The 20,614-nt window shown below is 39.0% G+C and carries 23 protein-coding genes; 16 read left to right on the forward strand and 7 right to left on the reverse strand.

The window, feature by feature from the left end:
• The 12 genes from V7D82_RS11250 to V7D82_RS11305 all read left to right on the forward strand — a co-directional run.
• On the forward strand, positions 1-567 hold a 567-nt coding region (locus V7D82_RS11250; protein WP_333601077.1), incomplete at its 5' end, for a chorismate-binding protein.
• 9 nt (positions 568-576) lie between these two features.
• A complete protein-coding gene (locus V7D82_RS11255) occupies positions 577-1,146 on the forward strand; it encodes an anthranilate synthase component II (protein WP_333601078.1) in 570 nt (189 codons plus the stop codon).
• Between the two features lie 5 nt (positions 1,147-1,151).
• The gene (gene trpD, locus V7D82_RS11260; protein WP_333601079.1) at positions 1,152-2,147 is read left to right on the forward strand and encodes an anthranilate phosphoribosyltransferase; all 996 of its coding nucleotides are present in this window, start codon (positions 1,152-1,154) and stop codon (positions 2,145-2,147) included.
• Complete coding sequence (trpC, locus tag V7D82_RS11265) at positions 2,147-2,932, forward strand: indole-3-glycerol phosphate synthase TrpC (protein ID WP_333601080.1); 786 nt, start codon at positions 2,147-2,149, stop codon at positions 2,930-2,932. The genes trpD and trpC overlap by 1 nt, the downstream gene beginning before the upstream one ends.
• Before the next feature lie 26 nt (positions 2,933-2,958).
• On the forward strand, positions 2,959-3,564 hold the full coding sequence (locus V7D82_RS11270) for a phosphoribosylanthranilate isomerase (protein ID WP_333601081.1): 606 nt from the start codon (positions 2,959-2,961) through the stop codon (positions 3,562-3,564).
• A complete protein-coding gene (gene trpB, locus V7D82_RS11275; protein ID WP_333601082.1) occupies positions 3,561-4,748 on the forward strand; it encodes a tryptophan synthase subunit beta in 1,188 nt (395 codons plus the stop codon). The genes V7D82_RS11270 and trpB overlap by 4 nt, the downstream gene beginning before the upstream one ends.
• Before the next feature lie 2 nt (positions 4,749-4,750).
• Complete coding sequence (gene trpA, locus V7D82_RS11280) at positions 4,751-5,512, forward strand: tryptophan synthase subunit alpha (RefSeq protein WP_333601083.1); 762 nt, start codon at positions 4,751-4,753, stop codon at positions 5,510-5,512.
• Positions 5,513-5,673: 161 nt separating this feature from the next.
• Positions 5,674-6,297, forward strand: a complete 624-nt coding sequence (locus V7D82_RS11285) for a TetR/AcrR family transcriptional regulator (protein ID WP_333601084.1) — start codon at positions 5,674-5,676, stop codon at positions 6,295-6,297.
• Positions 6,287-7,627 (forward strand): TolC family protein, encoded by a 1,341-nt coding sequence (locus tag V7D82_RS11290; RefSeq protein WP_333601085.1) that lies wholly within the window; start codon positions 6,287-6,289, stop codon positions 7,625-7,627. The genes V7D82_RS11285 and V7D82_RS11290 overlap by 11 nt, the downstream gene beginning before the upstream one ends.
• A 13-nt stretch (positions 7,628-7,640) precedes the next feature.
• A complete protein-coding gene (locus V7D82_RS11295) occupies positions 7,641-8,720 on the forward strand; it encodes an HlyD family secretion protein (protein ID WP_333601086.1) in 1,080 nt (359 codons plus the stop codon).
• Between the two features lie 21 nt (positions 8,721-8,741).
• Positions 8,742-10,331 (forward strand): MDR family MFS transporter, encoded by a 1,590-nt coding sequence (locus V7D82_RS11300; RefSeq protein ID WP_333601087.1) that lies wholly within the window; start codon positions 8,742-8,744, stop codon positions 10,329-10,331.
• A gap of 103 nt (positions 10,332-10,434) precedes the next feature.
• Complete coding sequence (locus V7D82_RS11305) at positions 10,435-10,785, forward strand: hypothetical protein (RefSeq protein WP_333601088.1); 351 nt, start codon at positions 10,435-10,437, stop codon at positions 10,783-10,785.
• Between the two features lie 48 nt (positions 10,786-10,833).
• Here V7D82_RS11305 and yaaA read toward each other — a convergent pair whose 3' ends face one another.
• Positions 10,834-11,592: a peroxide stress protein YaaA gene (gene yaaA / locus V7D82_RS11310; protein ID WP_333601089.1), complete on the reverse strand. Its 759-nt coding sequence runs from the start codon at positions 11,590-11,592 to the stop codon at positions 10,834-10,836.
• Positions 11,593-11,785: 193 nt separating this feature from the next.
• On the opposite strand from yaaA, the gene V7D82_RS11315 reads away from it, so the two are divergent.
• From V7D82_RS11315 to V7D82_RS11330, 4 genes are all read left to right on the forward strand, one after another.
• Entirely contained in the window at positions 11,786-12,241 is a 456-nt protein-coding gene (locus V7D82_RS11315; RefSeq protein WP_333601090.1) for a hypothetical protein, read from the forward strand.
• A gap of 133 nt (positions 12,242-12,374) precedes the next feature.
• The gene (locus V7D82_RS11320; protein ID WP_333601091.1) at positions 12,375-12,887 is read left to right on the forward strand and encodes a L,D-transpeptidase family protein; all 513 of its coding nucleotides are present in this window, start codon (positions 12,375-12,377) and stop codon (positions 12,885-12,887) included.
• Positions 12,888-12,907: 20 nt separating this feature from the next.
• Positions 12,908-13,291 carry an SMU1112c/YaeR family gloxylase I-like metalloprotein gene (gloA2, locus tag V7D82_RS11325; RefSeq protein ID WP_333601092.1) on the forward strand — a complete coding sequence of 128 codons (384 nt, stop codon included), beginning with the start codon at positions 12,908-12,910 and terminating at the stop codon, positions 13,289-13,291.
• 80 nt (positions 13,292-13,371) lie between these two features.
• Entirely contained in the window at positions 13,372-14,799 is a 1,428-nt protein-coding gene (locus V7D82_RS11330) for an L-serine ammonia-lyase (protein ID WP_333601093.1), read from the forward strand.
• Here V7D82_RS11330 and V7D82_RS11335 read toward each other — a convergent pair.
• The 6 genes from V7D82_RS11335 to V7D82_RS11360 form a co-directional block, all read right to left on the reverse strand.
• Positions 14,796-16,100, reverse strand: a complete 1,305-nt coding sequence (locus tag V7D82_RS11335; protein WP_333601094.1) for an ABC transporter permease — start codon at positions 16,098-16,100, stop codon at positions 14,796-14,798. The two genes, V7D82_RS11330 and V7D82_RS11335, sit on opposite strands and share 4 nt — an antisense overlap.
• Positions 16,100-17,023, reverse strand: a complete 924-nt coding sequence (locus V7D82_RS11340; RefSeq protein ID WP_333601095.1) for an ABC transporter ATP-binding protein — start codon at positions 17,021-17,023, stop codon at positions 16,100-16,102. Before V7D82_RS11340 ends, V7D82_RS11335 begins: the two co-directional genes overlap by 1 nt.
• A 159-nt stretch (positions 17,024-17,182) precedes the next feature.
• Positions 17,183-18,307 (reverse strand): molecular chaperone DnaJ, encoded by a 1,125-nt coding sequence (gene dnaJ / locus V7D82_RS11345; RefSeq protein ID WP_333601096.1) that lies wholly within the window; start codon positions 18,305-18,307, stop codon positions 17,183-17,185.
• Positions 18,308-18,316: 9 nt separating this feature from the next.
• Positions 18,317-18,886: a nucleotide exchange factor GrpE gene (locus V7D82_RS11350; protein WP_333601097.1), complete on the reverse strand. Its 570-nt coding sequence runs from the start codon at positions 18,884-18,886 to the stop codon at positions 18,317-18,319.
• Between the two features lie 274 nt (positions 18,887-19,160).
• Positions 19,161-20,069, reverse strand: a complete 909-nt coding sequence (locus tag V7D82_RS11355) for a TIGR01777 family oxidoreductase (protein ID WP_333601098.1) — start codon at positions 20,067-20,069, stop codon at positions 19,161-19,163.
• Between the two features lie 72 nt (positions 20,070-20,141).
• On the reverse strand, positions 20,142-20,597 hold the full coding sequence (locus tag V7D82_RS11360) for a DUF4442 domain-containing protein (protein ID WP_333601099.1): 456 nt from the start codon (positions 20,595-20,597) through the stop codon (positions 20,142-20,144).
• Positions 20,598-20,614 lie beyond the last annotated feature (17 nt).

Below are 20,614 nucleotides of genomic sequence, written 5' to 3' on the forward strand. Positions count from 1 at the left end.
AATCATGCCGAAATTCATCCAATTGCCGGCACTTTCAAGCGAACCGGTAATGACGAACAAGATGCCGAATTGGCCAAAAAACTCTCGGAAGACAAAAAAGAAAACAGCGAACACGTGATGTTAGTCGATTTGGCTCGCAATGATTTAAGTCGGAATTGTACTGAAGTGAAAGTTGAAAAGTACAAAGAGATCCAATTCTTTTCCCATGTGATTCATTTGGTTTCCAAAGTGACCGGAAAACTAAACGGAAGCTCGATGAAACTAGTGGCCAACACCTTCCCTGCCGGAACCTTAAGCGGCGCTCCAAAACACAAAGCGATGCAACTGATCGAAAGTATCGAAAACAGAAACAGAACGTTTTATGGCGGTGCCATTGGTTTTATGGATTTTAGTGGTAACTTCAATCACGCCATTATGATCCGGACATTTTTATCCAAAAACCATCAATTGCATTACCAGGCCGGTGCCGGAATCGTAGAAAGTTCGACCGAAGAAAACGAAATGCAGGAAGTTTATAATAAATTAGGAGCACTCAACAAAGCTTTAGCATTAGCAGAAACTATATAACAATTCATTATGAAAAAGATAGCCGTCATCGACAATTACGATAGTTTTACTTATAATTTGGTTCACTATTTAGAGGATTTAAATGCCGAGGTAACCGTTTTCAGAAACGACGAATTTGAGTTGGAGGAATTGGCTCCATTCGACAAAATCCTGCTTTCTCCCGGTCCCGGAATTCCGGATGAAGCGGGTTTACTGAAAGCGGTTATCGCCAACTATGCCGAAAGCAAAAGTATTTTGGGCGTATGCTTAGGACAACAAGCCATTGGAGAAGTGTTTGGAGGCCGTTTAACGAACTTAGACAAGGTTTTTCATGGCGTTGCCACCAAAGTAACACAATCGGTTGCTGATGAAGCTTTATTTAAGAATCTGCCAAATGAATTTGAAGTCGGGCGCTATCATTCCTGGGTAGTCAGTCAGGAAGGATTCCCGGAAATTTTGGAAATTACTTCCGTAGATGAAAGCGGTCAAATCATGTCATTGCGCCACAAAACATTAGACGTGAAAGGCGTACAATTCCATCCTGAAAGTGTGTTAACGCCTTTCGGAAAACAAATTTTAGCCAACTGGATTAACTCATAAGCCCCATGAAAACAATACTCAACAGATTAATCAACCACGAAAGCTTGTCCAAAGAAGAAGCTAAAGCCGTTTTGGTCAACATTTCCTCTGGGCAATACAATCCGAGCCAGATTGCCTCGTTTCTCACGGTGTACATGATGCGAAACATTACCATTGAAGAACTTTCCGGTTTTAGGGAAGCGCTTTTAGAGCTTTGCATTCCGATAGATTTTTCGGCTTACAACACCATTGATTTATGCGGAACCGGTGGCGATGGTAAAGACACGTTCAATATTTCGACTTTAGCTTCCTTTGTTACGGCCGGTGCTGGGATTCAAGTCGCCAAGCATGGAAACTACGGGGTTTCTTCCATATCAGGTTCGAGCAATGTAATGGAAACATTGGGCGTGAAATTCAGTAATGACAAAGATTTTTTAACTAAATGCATGGAAGAAGCCAACATCGCCATTTTGCACGCACCACTCTTTCATCCTGCCATGAAAAATGTGGGACCTATCCGAAAGGAATTAGGTGTCAAAACCTTCTTCAATATGCTGGGACCTATGGTAAATCCTTCGTTTCCGAAGAATCAGTTGGTTGGCGTTTTTAGTCTGGAATTGGCGCGTATGTACGCTTATTTGTATCAAAATACCAATGTGAATTATACGATACTGCATGCTTTGGATGGTTATGATGAAATTTCGTTAACCGCCGATGCCAAAATGATTACCAAATCGTCGGAAAGTATTGTTAATGCTACCGATTTTGCTTTGCCTAAATTATTCTTTGAAGACATCAAAGGCGGAGCTACCATTGAAGAATCAGCAGCTATTTTTATGAATATCATTTCCGGAAACGGCACTGAAGCCCAGCAAAATGTGGTTTGTGCCAACGCCGCTTTAGCTATTGCAACGGTTGAAAACAGCGCTGTTTTAAATGCTTTCGCGAAAGCCAAAGAAAGTTTACAATCGGGAAAAGCCTTAGAGAAATTACAAAAACTCCAACAAATCAGCCAAGCCTAATGACCATTTTAGATCAAATAATCGCCAGCAAGAAGAGGGAAGTTGCTTTGAAAAAAGCAGTCGTTTCCATGCAGCAATTGGAAAACACCGATTTGTTCAACACAAAAACGAACTCTTTGAGCAAATCCATCATCAATTCACCCTTCGGAATTATTACCGAACACAAACGACGTTCCCCTTCCAAAGCTACTATTAACAACCGTTTTTCGGTGGAAGAAATAGTGAAAGGCTATGAAAATGGAGGTGCCAGCGGGATTTCTGTTTTAACAGACACCCAGTATTTTGGCGGCTCTTTGGACGATTTAATTTTGGCCAGAGCAGCGGTCAGAACACCGTTATTGCGAAAAGAATTCATCATCGATGAATATCAAATTCTGGAAGCTAAGTCCAGCGGTGCTGATGCCATTCTGTTGATTGCTGCCGTTTTGACTAGGGAAGAAATCAAATCTCTTTCGGAGTTTGCTCAATCCATTGCTTTAGAAGTGCTGTTGGAAGTGCACAATCTGGAAGAATTAGAAAAATCAACAATGCCAAGCCTTGATATCATTGGTGTAAACAACAGAAATCTCAAAACGTTCGAGATCAGTTTGCTGAATAGTGTTGATTTAGTAACTCAAATTCCGGATGATTTTGTCAAAATTTCAGAAAGTGGTTTGAGTAAGATTGAGGACATCAGACTGTTGAAAAGTATAGGTTTTCAAGGATTTCTCATTGGTGAAAACTTCATGAAAGCAGACAATCCCGGAGCAAGTTTAGAACAATTCATTCATCAATTAAAAGGATAATGGCTGTAAAAATCAAAATATGTGGGATGAAGTTTCCGGAAAATATTTCCGAAATAGCAGCATTGCAGCCTGATTATTTAGGCTTTATTTTCTACGAGAAATCGCCCAGATTTTTTGAAAACAACATTCCAGTCTTTGATAAATCAATTAAAAAAGTGGGCGTTTTCGTGAACGCTTCATACGAAGAAATTCAGGAAAAAATAAACCGATATGATTTAGATTTAGTACAATTACACGGTGAGGAAAGCGCTGAATTTTGTGCTTTAATCGAAACCAATTTAATTAAAGTCATAAAAGCATTTAATATCAATAAGACTTTTAATTTCAATATATTAAATAATTATATTAATTATTGTTCTTATTTTCTTTTTGACACCAAAGGCGATAATTATGGTGGTAACGGCTTGGCTTTCGATTGGACGATTTTAAAAAATTATCACTTGCAAAAACCATACATTTTAAGTGGTGGAATTGGCTTAGGGAACGCAATGGAAATAGAACTTTTTTTAAAAAAGAAATACGCGAAAAATTGCCTCGCCATCGACCTCAACAGCAAGTTCGAAATCGAACCCGGCTTGAAAAGCCGAGAAACTTTAAAAGAATTTATTCAAAATATAAAACAGCAGTTATGAATTCAAAATACAACGTCAATGAAAAAGGCTTTTACGGCGATTTTGGCGGGGCTTTTATTCCCGAAATGCTTTATCCGAATGTAGAAGAATTGCGCCAGCAGTATTTGTCAATGACAGCTGAATCAAGCTTTCAGGAAGAATTACATTCTCTTTTGAAAGAATACGTTGGTAGACCAACACCATTATACTTTGCCAAACGATTATCTAAGCAATTCAACACCAAAATCTACTTAAAGAGGGAAGATTTATGCCATACCGGAGCGCACAAGATTAACAATACTATTGGGCAAATTCTTTTAGCCAAACGCTTAGGCAAAACCAGAATCATAGCCGAAACCGGCGCCGGACAACATGGCGTAGCAACCGCAACGGTCTGCGCACTCATGGGTCTGCAATGCATTGTGTACATGGGCGAAGTTGATATTGAACGCCAGGCACCCAATGTAGCCCGGATGAAAATGCTAGGTGCAGAAGTTCGTCCCGCAAGTTCTGGCTCCAAAACGCTGAAAGACGCCACCAATGAAGCGATTCGCGACTGGATTAGCAATCCGACAGACACTTTCTACATCATTGGTTCGGTCGTTGGACCTCATCCATATCCTGATATGGTAGCTCGATTTCAAAGTGTGATTTCAGAGGAGATTAAAGCGCAGCTTTTAGAACAGGAAAATCGTGAAAATCCAGATTATGTAATTGCCTGTGTGGGCGGTGGGAGTAATGCTGCCGGGGCTTTCTACCACTTTTTAGATGAGAACCAAGTAAAACTAATCGCTGTGGAAGCTGCCGGAAAAGGAGTGAATTCTGGGGAAAGTGCTGCTACTTCTGTTTTGGGGAAAATCGGTATCATTCACGGAAGTAAAACCTTGTTAATGCAAACCGATGACGGACAAATCACAGAACCTTACTCTATTTCAGCCGGATTGGATTATCCGGGCGTGGGTCCTATGCATGCTAATTTATATCAGACCCAAAGAGCCGAATTCATAGCTATTACTGACGATGAAGCCATGCAGGCCGGAATGGAGCTGGCGCAAACCGAAGGCATCATTCCTGCCATAGAAAGCGCGCATGCTTTTGCCGTTTTGAAGTATAAAAAATTTCAACCGGATGAAGTGGTTGTCATTAATTTATCGGGGCGTGGCGACAAGGATTTGAACACATATATCAATTATTTTAAGTTATAACAATGAATCGTATTCAACATAAATTATCAGAAAACAAAAAAATACTATCTATCTATTTTTCAGCAGGTTTTCCTAATTTAAACGATACTAAAAGTTTAATAGAAAAATTAGCAGAAAACGGCGTGGATATGATTGAAATTGGGTTACCATTTAGTGATCCGTTAGCTGATGGACCAACCATACAAGCCAGCTCTACACAAGCTTTAAAAAACGGAATGACTTCTGAAATTTTATTTGGACAATTGAAAGACATTAGAAAAACAGTTGCCATCCCTCTAGTCATTATGGGCTATTTTAATCCAATTTTACAATTTGGAGTAGAAAACTTTCTAAAAAAATGCCAGGAAACCGGCATTGACGGCTTAATCATTCCGGATTTACCGCTTGAAATCTATCTTTCCGAATACCAAAAACTCTTTGAAAGCTTCGGAATTGCCATGATTTTCTTAATCACCCCCCAGACTTCAGATGAACGAATCCGATTGATTGACGCTAATTCCAATGCCTTTATTTACATGGTTAGCACTGCCAGCGTAACAGGGAGTAGAGATCGTTTTGATGAAAATCAATTGGCGTATTTCGAGAGAATTGCCGCCATGGATTTGAAAAATCCACAAATAATCGGCTTCGGAATCAGCAATAAAACTACGTTTCAACAAGCTACAAAACACCAAAAAGGAGCCATCATCGGTAGCAGTTTTATCCAATTCATCACCAATAATAATATTTCTGCAGTTTCAAAATTTATCCAAAATATACTTTAGATATATTTTAACATATATTTGATAATTAGTATTTTAAATACTCTATATAGAATTTATCTATGATGCTTTTTGATGTTAAAAAAATGTTAAATTTAATTTAAACAAACGTTTAATTTAAACAGTTGTTTAACTTTGTGCCCGATTTACAAACGATACAAATCATGACTGAATTTAATGAAAAGCAATTAGAGATTCTTCAGGTAGCCGAACAGCTATTTGCCGAAGAAGGTTTTGATGGAACTTCGGTTAGAGACATTGCAAAAAAAGCTAATGTCAACATTGCGATGATATCCTACTACTTTGGCTCGAAAGAAAAAATGTTGGAGGCTTTAGTCCTTAATCGGATTTCAGACATGCGCCTGCAACTGGAAAGTCTGTATAATGAAAACATCCCTCCTTTCGCTAAGGTTGACAAAATGGTCGAGCTATACATTAGCCGCATCAATAAAAACCGCTGCATCTATCAAATTCTACACTTTGAGTTTTCTACCAAAAAAAGAGAACTGAACTTTGAAAGTTTTACGGATATGAAGAGAAGCAATTTAGAAACCTTCAAAAACATCATCAAAGAAGGACAAGATTCCGGCGAATTCCAAAAAGACATCAACGTTGCCCTGCTTCCTCCTATTATCATGGGTACCTATTTCCAGTTTCAGATGAACAAACCTTTGTACTTAAAGATTCTGGATTTAAAAACCGAAGAAGCTTACGAGAATTACATCACTACTACACTCACACAACACATTCAAAAAACCATAAAAGCACTTTTAGTCTATGAAAATTAATAAACTGGTTCTCCTCGCCTTTCTCCTTTTGGCTTTTACCAAAAACCAAGCGCAAGAGAAAAAACTACTGACCTTGAAAGAAGCGGTAGAAATTGCTGTTACCAACAGTGATGACGCGGCTCTTGCCAAAACCAAAGTGGAAACCTCCAAATTGGAATTGGACAATACCAAAAACAATCGCTACCCAAGCGTGAAAGCTTCGGGACAATACTTGCGATTATCCAGCGCGCACGTCGATTCGAATATACAATCCAATAACGATAGTGGCAGTGGTTCATCATCGGGATCATCAGCTCCATTGAAGATCGACCAACTGATGATTGGACAAGTCAATGTAGCCATGCCTATTTTTAACGGTTTTAAGCTAAAGAACAGCATCAAGGAGTCTGAAAGCCTATACAAAGCCGAAACGTTCTCGGAAAAGCACTCTAAAGAGCAAATCGGATTGGAAGTAGTGGATTTGTTTTCCAGTTTATTCAAAGCGCAACAAATGACAATGCTAATCGAAGACAATTTAAAAACTGCCGATCAACGCGTGAAAGACTTCACAGCTATGGAAGAAAACGGTTTGATTGCCCGCAACGATTTGTTGAAAGCCCAATTGCAACAATCCAATGTGCAGTTGTCTTTGGATAATGCTAAAAAGAACACAGCAATCGCCAATTATAAACTCATAACCCTTTTAAAACTTCCGCAGGATACCGAAGTGGAGATTGATATTGAAGCGGTGAAAAGAGACATGGCCAGCAATCAGGGAAATACTTCGTTGGGAGAACGAAACGATTTGAAAGCATTGGAACTTAAAAAAGCCGCTTCAGAAAGCGCTATTAAAATCGCACGCGGAAACTATTATCCTTCCTTATCGTTAACGGGCGGTTACATTGCTTTTGATTTGAATAATGTCTTAACCGTTACCAATGCGATGAATGTGGGTGTTGGCGTTTCTTATGATTTATCCAATATCTTCAAAAATGGCAAACAGGTAAAACTGGCACAAAGCAAAGCCAAAGAAACTGAAATTGCGGTGTCGTTAATGAACGACCAAATCAAAGAAGAAGTATTTCAGGCACAACAAAACTATAATCTGTCGTTGAAACAAAGTCTCGTTTATGGTAAAGCCGTTGAACAAGCTACCGAAAACTATCGCATCGTCAAAGACAAATACGACAACAGCCTTTCTGATACCAATGATTTACTGGAAGCGGATTACCAACAATTACAAGCCAAAATCAATCAGGCGCTTTCAAAAGCCGATGTGGCTCAAAAATATTACGAATTACAATTTGCCTCAGGAAAACTGACTTCATCTCTAAACATCACTCAAAACTAAAATTTTCAAAACCATGGAAAATAAAAAAACAAATAAAAAATTCACCTTAATATTCATCGGATTATTAGCTGTAGGCTTGACTTATGGCGGATACAAATACATACATTCGCTGTCGCACGAAACTACCGATGACGCGCAATTAGCCAAAAAAATGAATCCTATCATTCCACGAGTGGGCGGTTACATCACTAAGGTCTTGGTGAAAGACAATGATGTCGTTAAAAAAGGTGACACCCTTTTCATCATTGACAACAGCGATTACATCGTAAAAGTAGAAGAAGCCAAAGCGGCTTTAGTCGCTGCCGAAAGCAATTTAGAAGTAGCCAAAGCTGATATCGGTTCGGCAGAAGCCGGAGTTTCGGTATCCAATGCCAATGTGCAATCGGCTTACGGAAATATTGAAACCGCAAAAATCAGATTAAGAAGAGCTGCCGCCGATTTTGACCGTTACAGCAATTTGTATAAAAATCATTCGATTACCAAACAACAATTCGAACAAGCCGAGGCAACCAAACAAGAAGCTGAAAACCAAGTGCACATTCTGCAAGAGCAACAAAAGGCTTCTTCATTCCAAAAATCAGTGGCCGCTTCTAAATCGAATGTGAGCAGCAAACAGGTTTTAGTGGCTGCAGCCAATGTAAAAAAAGCACAGGCAACACTGGAAGCTGCCAATTTAAATTTAGGATATACCGTTGTTACCGCCTCTATTGACGGTCAAGTATCAACCGTTGATATTCAACCAGGACAATTAGTACAACCGGGACAATCATTATTTTACATCGTAAACAATAACGAAACCTGGGTAATCGCTAATTTCAAAGAAACCCAATTAGACAAAATGCGTCAAGGTCAAAAAGTAAAACTAAAAATCGACGCGTTTCCTGATACCGAATTTGAAGGCGAAGTAAGTTCGTTTTCACCAGCTACCGGTTCTAAATTCTCCCTTTTGCCCCCAGACAATGCCAGCGGAAACTTTGTAAAAACAGTACAAAGGCTTCCGGTTAGAATTAATTTCACGGCAAACAATGACAAAGAAAAATTACAACTGTTGCGTTCCGGAATGAATGTAGATGTAGACGTAATTTTGAAATAATTTGGAATTTAAAAGAACAAAATGGCAACAGCAGCAGTAGTTCAGGAAGATTTAGTAGAATATGGCTATCGCAGAATAATCATTACCATTACGGCGGTGCTTTGTGCCTTGCTCGAAATCGTAGACACCACCATTGTAAATGTGGCGTTAAACGACATGAAAGGAAGTCTGGGTGCTTCGCTAACTGATGTGGCTTGGGTAATTACCGCTTATGCTATTGCCAATGTAATTGTGATTCCGATGACCAGTTGGTTGTCCCAACAATTCGGGCGTAGAAATTATTTTGCCGCTTCCATTATCATTTTTACCGTCGCTTCTTTCATGTGTGGTAATGCCGATAATATATGGGAATTGGTAGCTTTTAGATTCATACAGGGACTTGGCGGTGGTGCCTTATTGGTGACCGCACAAACCATTATCACCGAAAGTTATCCTATCGAAAAACGCAGTATGGCTCAGGCCATCTATGGTATGGGAGTTATTGTAGGTCCTACGCTTGGCCCGCCATTAGGAGGGTATTTGGTAGATCATTTCTCCTGGCCTTATATTTTCTATATCAATGTGCCGATAGGAATTATCGCTACTATGCTGACCTTATCTTTTGTAAGAAGTCCAAAATATGGCGAAAAACTAAAAGCCAATCAGGTGGATTGGATTGGAATTGTATTGCTTTCCGCCTTTATTGGTTCGTTACAATATGTTTTAGAGCACGGACAGCAGGATGATTGGTACAATGACAGCACCATTACAGCGCTTACTATACTGAGTTTCTTTGGTTTGTTTTTCTTCATTTGGCGACAGCTAACCTATAAACATCCCATTGTTAACTTGAAAGTACTTAAGGACAGTAATCTGCGAGTCGGCGTGGTCATGAGTTTCATTATGGGATTCGGGTTGTATGGCTCTACTTTTATCATTCCGATTTACACCCAATCCATTTTGGGTTGGACCGCAACGGATGCCGGTTTACTTTTAGTACCGAGTTCCATTACGGTGGCTTTTATGATGCCAATGATTGGAAAACTGATACAACGGGGTGTCCCACAAACCTATTTAGTGGCGCTTGGTTTTCTGGCTTTCTTTATTTTCACCTATTGGATGCACAACATGATGACACCTGATACGGGTGAAGAATATATGTTTTGGCCATTAATTGTGCGTGGTTTAGGTTTAGGACTGCTTTTTGTACCAATAACAACACTTTCACTTTCTGCCTTAAAAGGAAAAAGCATCGGAGAAGGAGCCGCTTTTACCGGAATGATGCGTCAGTTGGGTGGCTCCTTTGGGATTGCCATTATTACTACATTTTTGGCTCGTTTCGGACAGGAACACCGAGTAAATCTGATTGCACATTTAGACGCAACGAAAGTCAATGTACAGGACCGAATTCACGCTTTGCAAAGAGGATTTATGGCCAAAGGTTTCAGCCCTGAAGTTGCTTTACAAAAAGCCTATAAAATTTTAGACTTCGGCGTAACCAAACAAAGCACGGTACTTTCCTATATGGATGTATTCTTGTATTTGGGGGTTCTTTTCCTGATTTGTATTCCGTTTATTTTGTTAGTCAAAAAAGGGAAAAACAAAGTCGACATGAGCGAAGCTATGCATTAATCGACTAATTTACAAGTTATTAACAATTTGTGTCTTTTCTAAAAACAATTTCTTAAATTTGGTTTAACGCTGTCAAAACAAAACAACTTTAAATCAAATCATCATGAGACTTTTTGGTAATAAAGAGAAGAAAATCATTGAGGAACTTCACAAAAAAAGCGAAGATCACTGCAAAGAAATCAGTAAAGAAATCGATGAATTGTTAGACGATTTGAAAACGGATTATGATGAAAACCGAGAAGTAGTCCGCGAATTCTCGTCTTTTGTAGACGAATTAAAAGCAAAATTAAGTCCGGAAGATGCCAACAAATTGTTGGATTTTTCTAAACGGTTAATCAAAGTAAAACGCTGTGCTAAAAAAGGCGTCGAAGCCATGAGAGAATTAGCCCGTGACCAGCGCAAAGTCACCCGTGAAACCAGCATGGAATATGAAGAATACTTCTATCTCAAATAGTAAAAGCTCCCAAATGGGAGCTTTTTTTATGCCTTTTTTTTTAAAAATTTATCTTGTGAAAACCAACGTGTTTCCCTTGCTCAAATTAGCATCAAAAGCATAGCCTTCATAATTAAAACCTTTGATATCATCTATCGTTTCTGCATTCGTGTCAATAATATACCTCACCATTAATCCTCTCGCCTTTTTGGCAAAAAAACTAATCATTTTCAGTTTGCCGTCTTTGTAATCTTTGAATTCGGGCGTGATTACCGGCACTTTTAGTTTTTTGGTATCGACCACATCAAAATACTCATTGCTGGCTAAGTTAAGGAACAATTCTCCCTTAGTTAATTCTGCATTTAGTGATTTAGTAACCGTTGTTTTCCAAAATTCATAGAGATTTTTGTTTTTACCCACCTGCAACTTTGTTCCCATCTCCAAACGATATGGCTGAATTAAATCGAGCGGTTTTAAAATACCATACAGTCCTGACAGAATGCGCAATTTGTTTTGCAATACTTCAATCCTTTCCGGCGGTAAAGTATAAGCATTCAGTCCGATATAGACATCGCCATTAAAACCATAAACCGCCTGACGGGCATTATCCGGAGCGAAAGGCGTTTGCCAATCCTGATTGCGCTGCCAGTTCAGTTCAGCCAGTTTTTCCGAAATATCCATTAAGGCGGAAAGTTGCTTTGGCTTTTTCTTTTTCAACACTTTCTGAATCGAATTGGATTGCTTCAAAAAGGCAGCTTCTGAGTGAAGTTGCGTGGGAACAACGGTTTCAAAATCCAACGATTTAGCAGGCGATATAACGATTTTCATTTACTAACACTTTTAGGTTTTCAAAAATACAAATTCAATGCTAAAAACCATATACGGAAAAATGATTTGTTCCGATGTAGTGATGTTATAAATCTTCCGCAAAATTGTATAACATTTTAACAAAACTCCGCTCGTAAATTTGGTCTGTCTTTTTCATATAAAGAACATTTTCAACCCTTTAACCCTTACTATTATGAAAAATTTTATTTTACTGTGTAGCATACTACTACTCATTTCCTGCAAAAGCAAAAGCCCAGCTGTTGATAAAACGATAGAATTGGTGAAAGTAGATGAAGTAGAAACCGTAAAAAAAGACCGAGCATACGAATTAGGCAAAAGACTGCTTGATGCCTGCAACACCTCACGATTCAAAGCTTTTAGCAGTACTGAAGCCACTGACAAAGTGCGCCAAAATGCCACCAAAGAAAAAATATCCAACACTTGCAAAAAGATTAACCAACGCTATGGAAGATACAAAGGACTCAACCTCATCGATATTACACACAACAAAGTAACCGATGAATACGTTTTTCGCTACAGTGTGGATTATGAAAAAAAATACTTTAAAAAAGAACTTCAGGTAACAGTCAATAACGAAAATAAAGTGTCGGCCATTTCTACTAAGGAAATTGCACCGAAACCCATGTAAACAGCTATAGTAGGATTCCAAGCTGTTTCATGAGGCAGGCTTTAAACACTCTGGATTTGTCGTATAAACTCATTTATTACATTACTGATTTGTTTTTGTTATTTTTACACAACAGCAATTTCTTTACAAACGAATGAAAAAAGCCTTTCTTTTCCTTTTTTTGATGATTCTTATTCCAACAACTTATTACTATTGGCCGGAAAAAAAATTAGACTTAACCCAAAAAGTCACCCGTATTGTCGTTTTCAAATCCAAGCGACTGATGAATGTGTATGCTGAAAATACACTTTTGAAATCCTATACAATTGCTTTGGGAGATGCTCCTATTGGCGACAAGACCTGCGAAGGTGACGAAAAAACACCCGAAGGAACTTATACCATCAACGCCAAAAACCCCCATAGCATTTGTCACAAAAATTTAGGCATCTCCTATCCTAATGACGCTGACCGGGCTTTGTCTCAAAAGTTGGGGAAACCAACGGGCGGTGATATTAAAATCCACGGATTGTTGAATGGCCAAGGTCGGCTCGGAAAGTTTCATCGGTTCAAAGACTGGACTAATGGTTGCATAGGCGTAACAGATGATGAAATTGACGAATTGTACCAAGCCGTTTCCATTGGAACTCCTATAATTATTAATCCTTAAATTGACACTTTTCAATAACCATGATTAACAGCATTCACCACATTGCCATTATTTGTTCCGATTATGAGGCTTCCAAAAAATTCTACATTGACATTTTGGGACTTAAAGTTATTAATGAAACTTACCGCGCCGAAAGACAATCCTATAAACTTGATCTTTCGTTAAACGGACACTATGTGATTGAATTGTTCTCGTTTCCTAACCCGCCACAACGTCCGTCAAGACCGGAGGCTGTTGGTTTACGGCATTTGGCTTTTAGTGTGGAAAATCTGGAAACAGTTATCCATCATTTGGCACAGTTTGGGGTAATAACGGAACCTATCCGCATCGATGAAATCACTAACAAACGCTTCACTTTTACAGCCGATCCTGATGATTTACCCATAGAATTTTATGAGAAATAAACAGCATATTCATCGTGTAGCGACTGCCTTCCATAGCTTATAATTCTCTATATTTGTCCCAACTAAATCGATATAGTACCATGGAAGAATGCATTTCCGTTTTTGACATGCTCAAAATTGGTGTTGGCCCCTCAAGTTCCCATACACTAGGCCCATGGCGTGCCGCAGAACGTTTTCTGAATGAACTGAAAGACGAAAACCTGTTAGATAAAGTCACCAAAATTAGAGTAGATTTATATGGCTCACTATCCCTAACCGGCAAAGGCCACGCAACTGATTATGCTGTAATGTTAGGATTGAGTGGTCAGGATCCGGAATACATTCCGGTGCAAAATATTGATAAAATTATCACCGCGATAAAAAGCTCACATCAAATCAAGTTAGCCAATGAACTGCTGATTCCTTTTGATGCGGAGACCGATATTGTTTTCAACAAAAACTTCCTGCCGTTTCATGCCAATGGGATGACTTTTACAGCACACATAAGCAATGGCAGTGATTATATGGGAACCTTCTATTCTATTGGTGGCGGTTTTGTGGTGAAAGAAGAACGCATCAATGCCAAAAAGAAATTAGCTATTAAATGCGCTTTCCCATTTCCGATTCAAAATGCCGAAGAACTACTACAGTACACCATCACCGAAAACAAATGCATCTCGGAAATCGTGTATGCCAATGAAATCTCAATGCGTCCGGAAGCCGAAGTCAACAGCGAGCTAATGCGCATTTGGCACACCATGCTCGAATGTATGTACATTGGTTGCCACTCCGAAGGCATACTTCCAGGTGGATTGAATGTCCGTCGTCGCGCTTTTGATATGCACCAAGGATTGATTGGTTTGGCCAATTATTCCAATCCTCAGGAATGGCTGGAAACCATTCGCAAAACCGAAGTGAAATTTCGCCAAATCTTAAAATGGGTAAGTTGTTTTGCTTTGGCCACTAATGAGGTCAATGCTGCTTTAGGAAGAGTTGTTACTGCTCCTACCAATGGTAGTGCCGGAGTAATTCCTGCCGTATTGATGTATTACATGGTGATAGAAAATCATGAGGCCAACGAAAAGCAAATCAAACAATTCCTGATGGTGGCCGGTGAAATTGGAAGCATCTTCAAGAAAGGGTCTACCATCTCAGCCGCTATGGGTGGTTGTCAGGCTGAAATTGGCGTTTCCTCTGCTATGGCTGCTGGCGCTTTATGCGAAGTCATGGGGGGTACTCCCGACCAAGTTTTAATGGCTGCCGAAATTGCGATGGAACATCACTTAGGATTGACCTGTGATCCTATTGGTGGATTAGTTCAGATTCCGTGTATCGAAAGAAACACCATGGGCGCCATCAAAGCCATCAACGCCGCGGAACTCGCCATGGAAACTGATGCCAAAAATGCCAAAGTGCCTTTAGACAAAGTCATCGATACCATGTGGCAAACGGCCAAAGACATGAATTCCAAATACAAGGAAACCTCCGAAGGAGGTCTTGCTGTTGCCGTGAATATGGCGGATTGTTAATATTTCAGCCACTTGATGAGTTCTTTCCAGGTTGGTTTTTTGCCGTACATCAGAATACCAACACGGTAGATTTTGGCAGCAAACCACACTACGCCGAAAAACGTTCCGAAAAGCAATACCATTGACAAGATAATTTGCCAAAGCGGTACTCCAAAAGGAATTCGCATCATCATCACTATGGGTGATGTTAGCGGTATCATCGAAAACACCGTTGCCACCGTTCCGTGAGGATCATTCATTACGGTAAAGAATCCGATATAAACGCCTAAGATTAAAGGCATGATAATCGGTAACAGAAATTGTTGCGAATCTGTTTCATTGTCAACAGCCGCACCGATAGATGCATAAAACGAACTGTATAAAAAATAGCCTCCGATAAAGTATATTATGAATGAAATCAATATAGTAGCAATCGGAAGGTTCCATAATTCTTTGATATACATTTGGATTTCATTCCCATCAACATGTTGAGCAGCCTGCATTGCCTGACCTTGTACTCCGCCTGTAGCGCCCATGTGAACCCCAAACATTGTCGATAAAACAAACATAGCGGACAGTCCCAAAAGAGCCCAAATAAGAAACTGCAGAATTCCGGCCAAGGAAGTTCCGATGATTTTACCCATCATTAACTGAAACGGTTTTACCGAGGAAATAATCACTTCAATAATGCGCGAGGTTTTTTCTTCGATAACGCTTCGCATCACCATATTTCCATACAAAATAATGAACATCATAATCAGATATCCAAAGGCTCCTCCTATGATAATTTTGATTTCGTTCAACCCTTTTAAGGCTTCTTCTCCGGAAGCTTTAGCCAAATTAATGGAAACATCCGCTTTAGCATTATTGATTTTTAACGTATCTAAACCGGCATTTTGGAAGTTTTCGGTTGTGATTTTTTTGGCAATAATATCTTGTAAATCATCTATAAAACCAACACTCGGACTGTCATTGGAAACGTACTGAATTCCTTTTTGCAACTTGGTATTATCGGCCACTTTTGGGATGATTAACAGTCCTTCGTAGCTTTCTTTGACGATACTATCCTTAAGAATTTTCAAATCAACCTGAGACAAATCAACATACTTGTATTCTTTGTCACTTTTGAATTCATGGACAAATCTTCCGGTTTCATCGTGAATGGCAATGGTTTTCAAATCGGCTTTCATAGTGCTCAAATAGCCTACAAAAACTCCAATGGCAACAAACAGCAGCGGACTTAAAAAAGTCATAACGATAAAAGATTTGTTGCGCACTTTGGCAATAAATTCTCTTTTGATGATGAGTAGTAGTTTGTTCATTATTTCTCGCTTACGGTTTGGATAAAGATATCATTCACACTCGGGATTTTCTCTACAAAATGAGTCACCTGCCCACGTTGTACCAAAGTGTTCAGCAGTTCATTCGGTGTAGCAGTTCCCAGATTGATTTGCAGTTTCAGTTCGTCGTTTAATGATTTAAAATCGGTTTGTGATAAGGTGAATTTCTGTGACAAATCATACATCAGTCCTTCCACGTTATTGGTCAAAATTCCCACTTCGTAATCATTGGTTCGGTATTGCTTTTTGACATCGGTCAGTTTGCCTTCGATGAGTTTGTTGGATTTGTGAATCAAAGCGATGTGGTCGCACATTTCTTCCACGCTTTCCATGCGATGTGTCGAAAAGATTACGGAAGTTCCCTGTTTGTTTAGTTCGATGATTTCGTCTTTAATCAAATTGGCATTCACCGGATCAAAACCGGAAAACGGTTCGTCCAAAATCAGCAATTTTGGTTTGTGTAAAACGGTTACCACAAACTGGATTTTCTGCGCCATTCCTTTTGACAATTCCTGAATCTTTTTATTCCACCAGCCTTGTATTTCCAAACGGTCAAACCAATAGTCTAATTCATGCTTGGCTTCCGCTTTGGATAAGCCTTTCAATTGAGCCAAATACAGACATTGTTCTCCTACTCTCATTGTTTTATACAATCCTCTTTCTTCGGGCATATAACCAATGACACTAACATCTTCGGGCTTTAATTTTTCACCATCCAGAATGATTTCCCCGCTGTCGGGCATCGTGATTTGATTGATGATTCGGATAAGGGACGTTTTTCCGGCGCCATTCGGACCGAGAAGTCCGTAGATACTGCCTTTGGGAACGGTTAAAGAAACTTCGTTGAGCGCGGTATAATCACCGTATTGCTTCACGACTTTGTTTACTTCGAGGATATTGCTCATACCATTTTTAGTTTGTGTAAAAATAGCTATTTGCACTAAAAAGAATGTTAAAGAAAACAAAAAACCCACCCTTATTGTAACACAAGGATGGGAAAAATTGCTATGAAAAAGAAATTACTTGTTTCCAAGTAATACCCAAATGTAAAACTATTTTTTAAATTATGAAAACATATCTTTTACTTTTTCAAAAAAAGATTTGTCGCTTTTTTCAGGTTTCGGAATGAAGTTTTCATCAGTTAGTGATTTCTCAAAAAACTGGCGTTGTTCTTTGCTTAATGTTTTAGGTGTCCAAACATTCACATGCACCAATAAATCGCCATTTCCGTAGCTATTCAGGCTTGGAATACCTTTGCCTTTCAACCGCAATATTTTACCTGATTGAATGCCTTCTTCGAGTTTGATTCGCACTTTCCCATTCACAGCTTCGATTTCTTTGGAAACCCCAAGAGCCGCTTCAGCAAAACTGATGTATAAATCGTAGTGAAGATTCTCACCTTCCCGCTTTAAAAATTCGTGTTCCTGCTCTTCAATTGCTACAATTAAATCGCCTGCGATACCATTTCCGGGAGCGTCATTTCCTTTACCGGAAACTTTCAGTTGCATCCCATCAACAACACCGGCCGGAATTTTGATAGAAACGGTTTCGTCTTCCAAAATCATTCCGTGTGCATCAGCATTAGTCGGCTTGCTTTCAATAGTTTGTCCTGTACCCCCACAAACGTGACAAGTCGTAGCCGATTGCATTCGTCCCAAAATTGTATTGGTCACACGCAATACCTGCCCTTGACCGTTACAAGTAGAACAGGTTTTATATTTCACGCCCGGAGCTTGTACCTTGCGTTTTACTTTTACTTTTTTCTCAACACCATTGGCTATTTCCTCTAATGTCAATTTGACTTTGATACGAAGATTACTTCCCTTCACTCGACGTTGTCCACCTGAATTTCCACCAAATCCGCCGAATCCGCCGCCGCCAAAAGCACCACCAAAAATATCCCCAAACTGACTGAAAATATCATCCATATTCATGTGATGACCACCACCAAATCCGCCGGCACCTTCAAAAGCAGCATGACCGTACTGATCGTATTTAGCTTTTTTATCAGCATCGCTCAATACTTCATAAGCCTCGGCCGCTGTTTTGAAATTCTCTTCGGCTTCTTTGTTTCCTGGATTTTTATCAGGGTGAAATTCAATAGCTTTCTTTCGATATGCTTTTTTAATTTCGGCTGCAGTAGCATTTTTGGAAACGCCTAATATTTCGTAAAAATCTTTTTTGCTCATAGTATCTTATTATTGACCAATAACCACTTTTGGGAAACGGATAATTTTGTCGCCCAATTTATATCCTTTTTCCACAACATCCACGATTTTTCCTTTCAAGTCATCGCTTGGCGCCGGAATTTGAGTAATGGCTTCGGCAAAATCAGCATTAAAACTGTCACCGGTTCTGATATCCACCTGCTCTAACCCTTTGGAAACTAAAGTGTTTTTTAATTTTTCATGAATCAACTCCACGCCTTTTAACAACACTTCATCTTCAGATTTTGAAATTTGAGTCATCGCTCTGTCAAAATCGTCTAAAACCGGTAATAATGCCTGTAAAACTTCCTGATTGGCAGTTTTAAACAAATCGATGCGTTCTTTAGCGGTTCTTTTTTTGAAGTTTTCAAACTCGGCAAAAAGACGTAAAAATTTATCTTTCTCTTTGGCTAATTCCTCTTCCAATCTGGCTTCAACACTCAGTTCTTCAGCTGTTTCTACTTCATTAACCACGTTTTCGGTTTCGTTTTCAATAGGTTCTTTATCCGTGTTTTCCGTATTCATTTCTGTTTTATTTTTAAAAATATTCTTGATTTTCATTTGCTTCAATTGGATTGCAAAAGTACTGCCAATTCTTTAAAAATGTCAAATTGTCACCATTTTTTGTTTGCCAAAAGATAACAACAAGCTCAAAACCGGAAAATTATCTTAATCAAAATTTAATAAAATTTTAAGACTATTACGTTTTCGTTTTGATTAGATTTGTTCCTGTATTTCAAAGGAATATACGTTAAGGTTGGCTTAGAGCTGTAATAATTATTAATTCAACAATCTTTATAGTAAAAAAAGTGCTGTTACAAGAACAGCACTTTTTTTATGCATATAAGTCGTTAATCGCCTTTTCAATTTCGGGGAATTGGAACTGAAATCCGGCAGCTGTTATTTTTTGAGCCGATAAATTTTTACTGGAAAAAAGAAGGTAACACATTTCGCCAAGCAGCAACTGCATTACAAATTTTGGGATATTGGGAAGGAATAAAGGTTTCTTCAAGGTTTTGGCAATCGCTTTTGTCAATTCCTGATTGCTGACCGGATTGGGTGTTACGGCGTTGTAAATTCCTTCTAATTGTTTTTCAACAGCTAAGTAATATAGAGCCACCAAATCATGGATATGAATCCAGGATTGGATTTGTTTTCCGGAACCCATACCGGCACCAACGCCCAGTTTTATTGGTTTTATCATTTCGGGTAAAGCACCTCCTTTGTTGGAAAGTACTATTCCGGTACGGAGTTTACAGACTTTTATGCCCAAAACTTGGAAACGGTTAACACTTTCCTCCCACTTCTTGACTACATTGGAGAGAAAACTGTCTTCGGTTTCGGTAGTGCTTTCATCATAAACTTTGGAAAAACTTTCCGGATAAATGGCAGTGCCGGAAGCGGAGATAATTTGTTTTATCTGATGATTCGGATGTTTTTTAATCAGATTGAAAAGCAGTTCACCGGAAAGTGTCCGGCTCTCAATGATTTCCTGTTTGTAAGCATTGGTCCACCGCTTGGCTATATTGGCTCCGGCCAAATGGATGATAACATCTACACGAAAAATGCAATTTTCATCTATTTTTCCTTCTTCAGGATTCCAGTAGAAACCTTGATAATTGGCTTGATTTGCTATTTTTGATTTGGCAGTAGTGAGGTAATGAACGGAATGATTTTTAGCTAATAACAGTTTTACTAACTCCTTACCAATTAAACCCGTTGCGCCTGTAATCAGAATTTTCATTTGAATAATTTTACTCAAAGTTACTATCTAATTGTATTAAAAAAAATACAATTATCATGGGTTTAACGTTTGTTAGGCCTTTAGTTTAATGCTCCATTCAAAGTTCATTTCAGAAACTTGGTTGCCTTTTTCATCTACCCCAATTGATTTCATCCAGAGCGTTTGGCCTTCTCCGGTGGCGATAGTTTTCTGAATAGCTTCTTCTATTAAATGACCGTCTTGGCAAGTAAATGTTATTCTGCCGGTGGCTTTTTTGGTAAAATTGCCATTGTTATTAGCAACCAGCATGGAGATTTTCTTTCCCGAATTCTTGATTTGCATCATTACCAAAGCGCCCGTAGTGAGTTCAGCCGCCATGGCCTGCACTGCAAAATACATAGAATTAAAAGGGTTCTGATTGAACCAACGATGCTTAACGGTTACCACGCATTCCTGAGGTGAAATCGATTTAACACGCACCCCACTCCAAAAAGCTGACGGTAATTTGAAAAATAAAAAACTATTCAGTTTTGAAGGAGAAAATTCCATAAGTGCTTGATTTTGCT

Source organism: Flavobacterium sp., assembly GCF_036741995.1.
In the GTDB taxonomy this organism is placed as follows: domain Bacteria; phylum Bacteroidota; class Bacteroidia; order Flavobacteriales; family Flavobacteriaceae; genus Flavobacterium.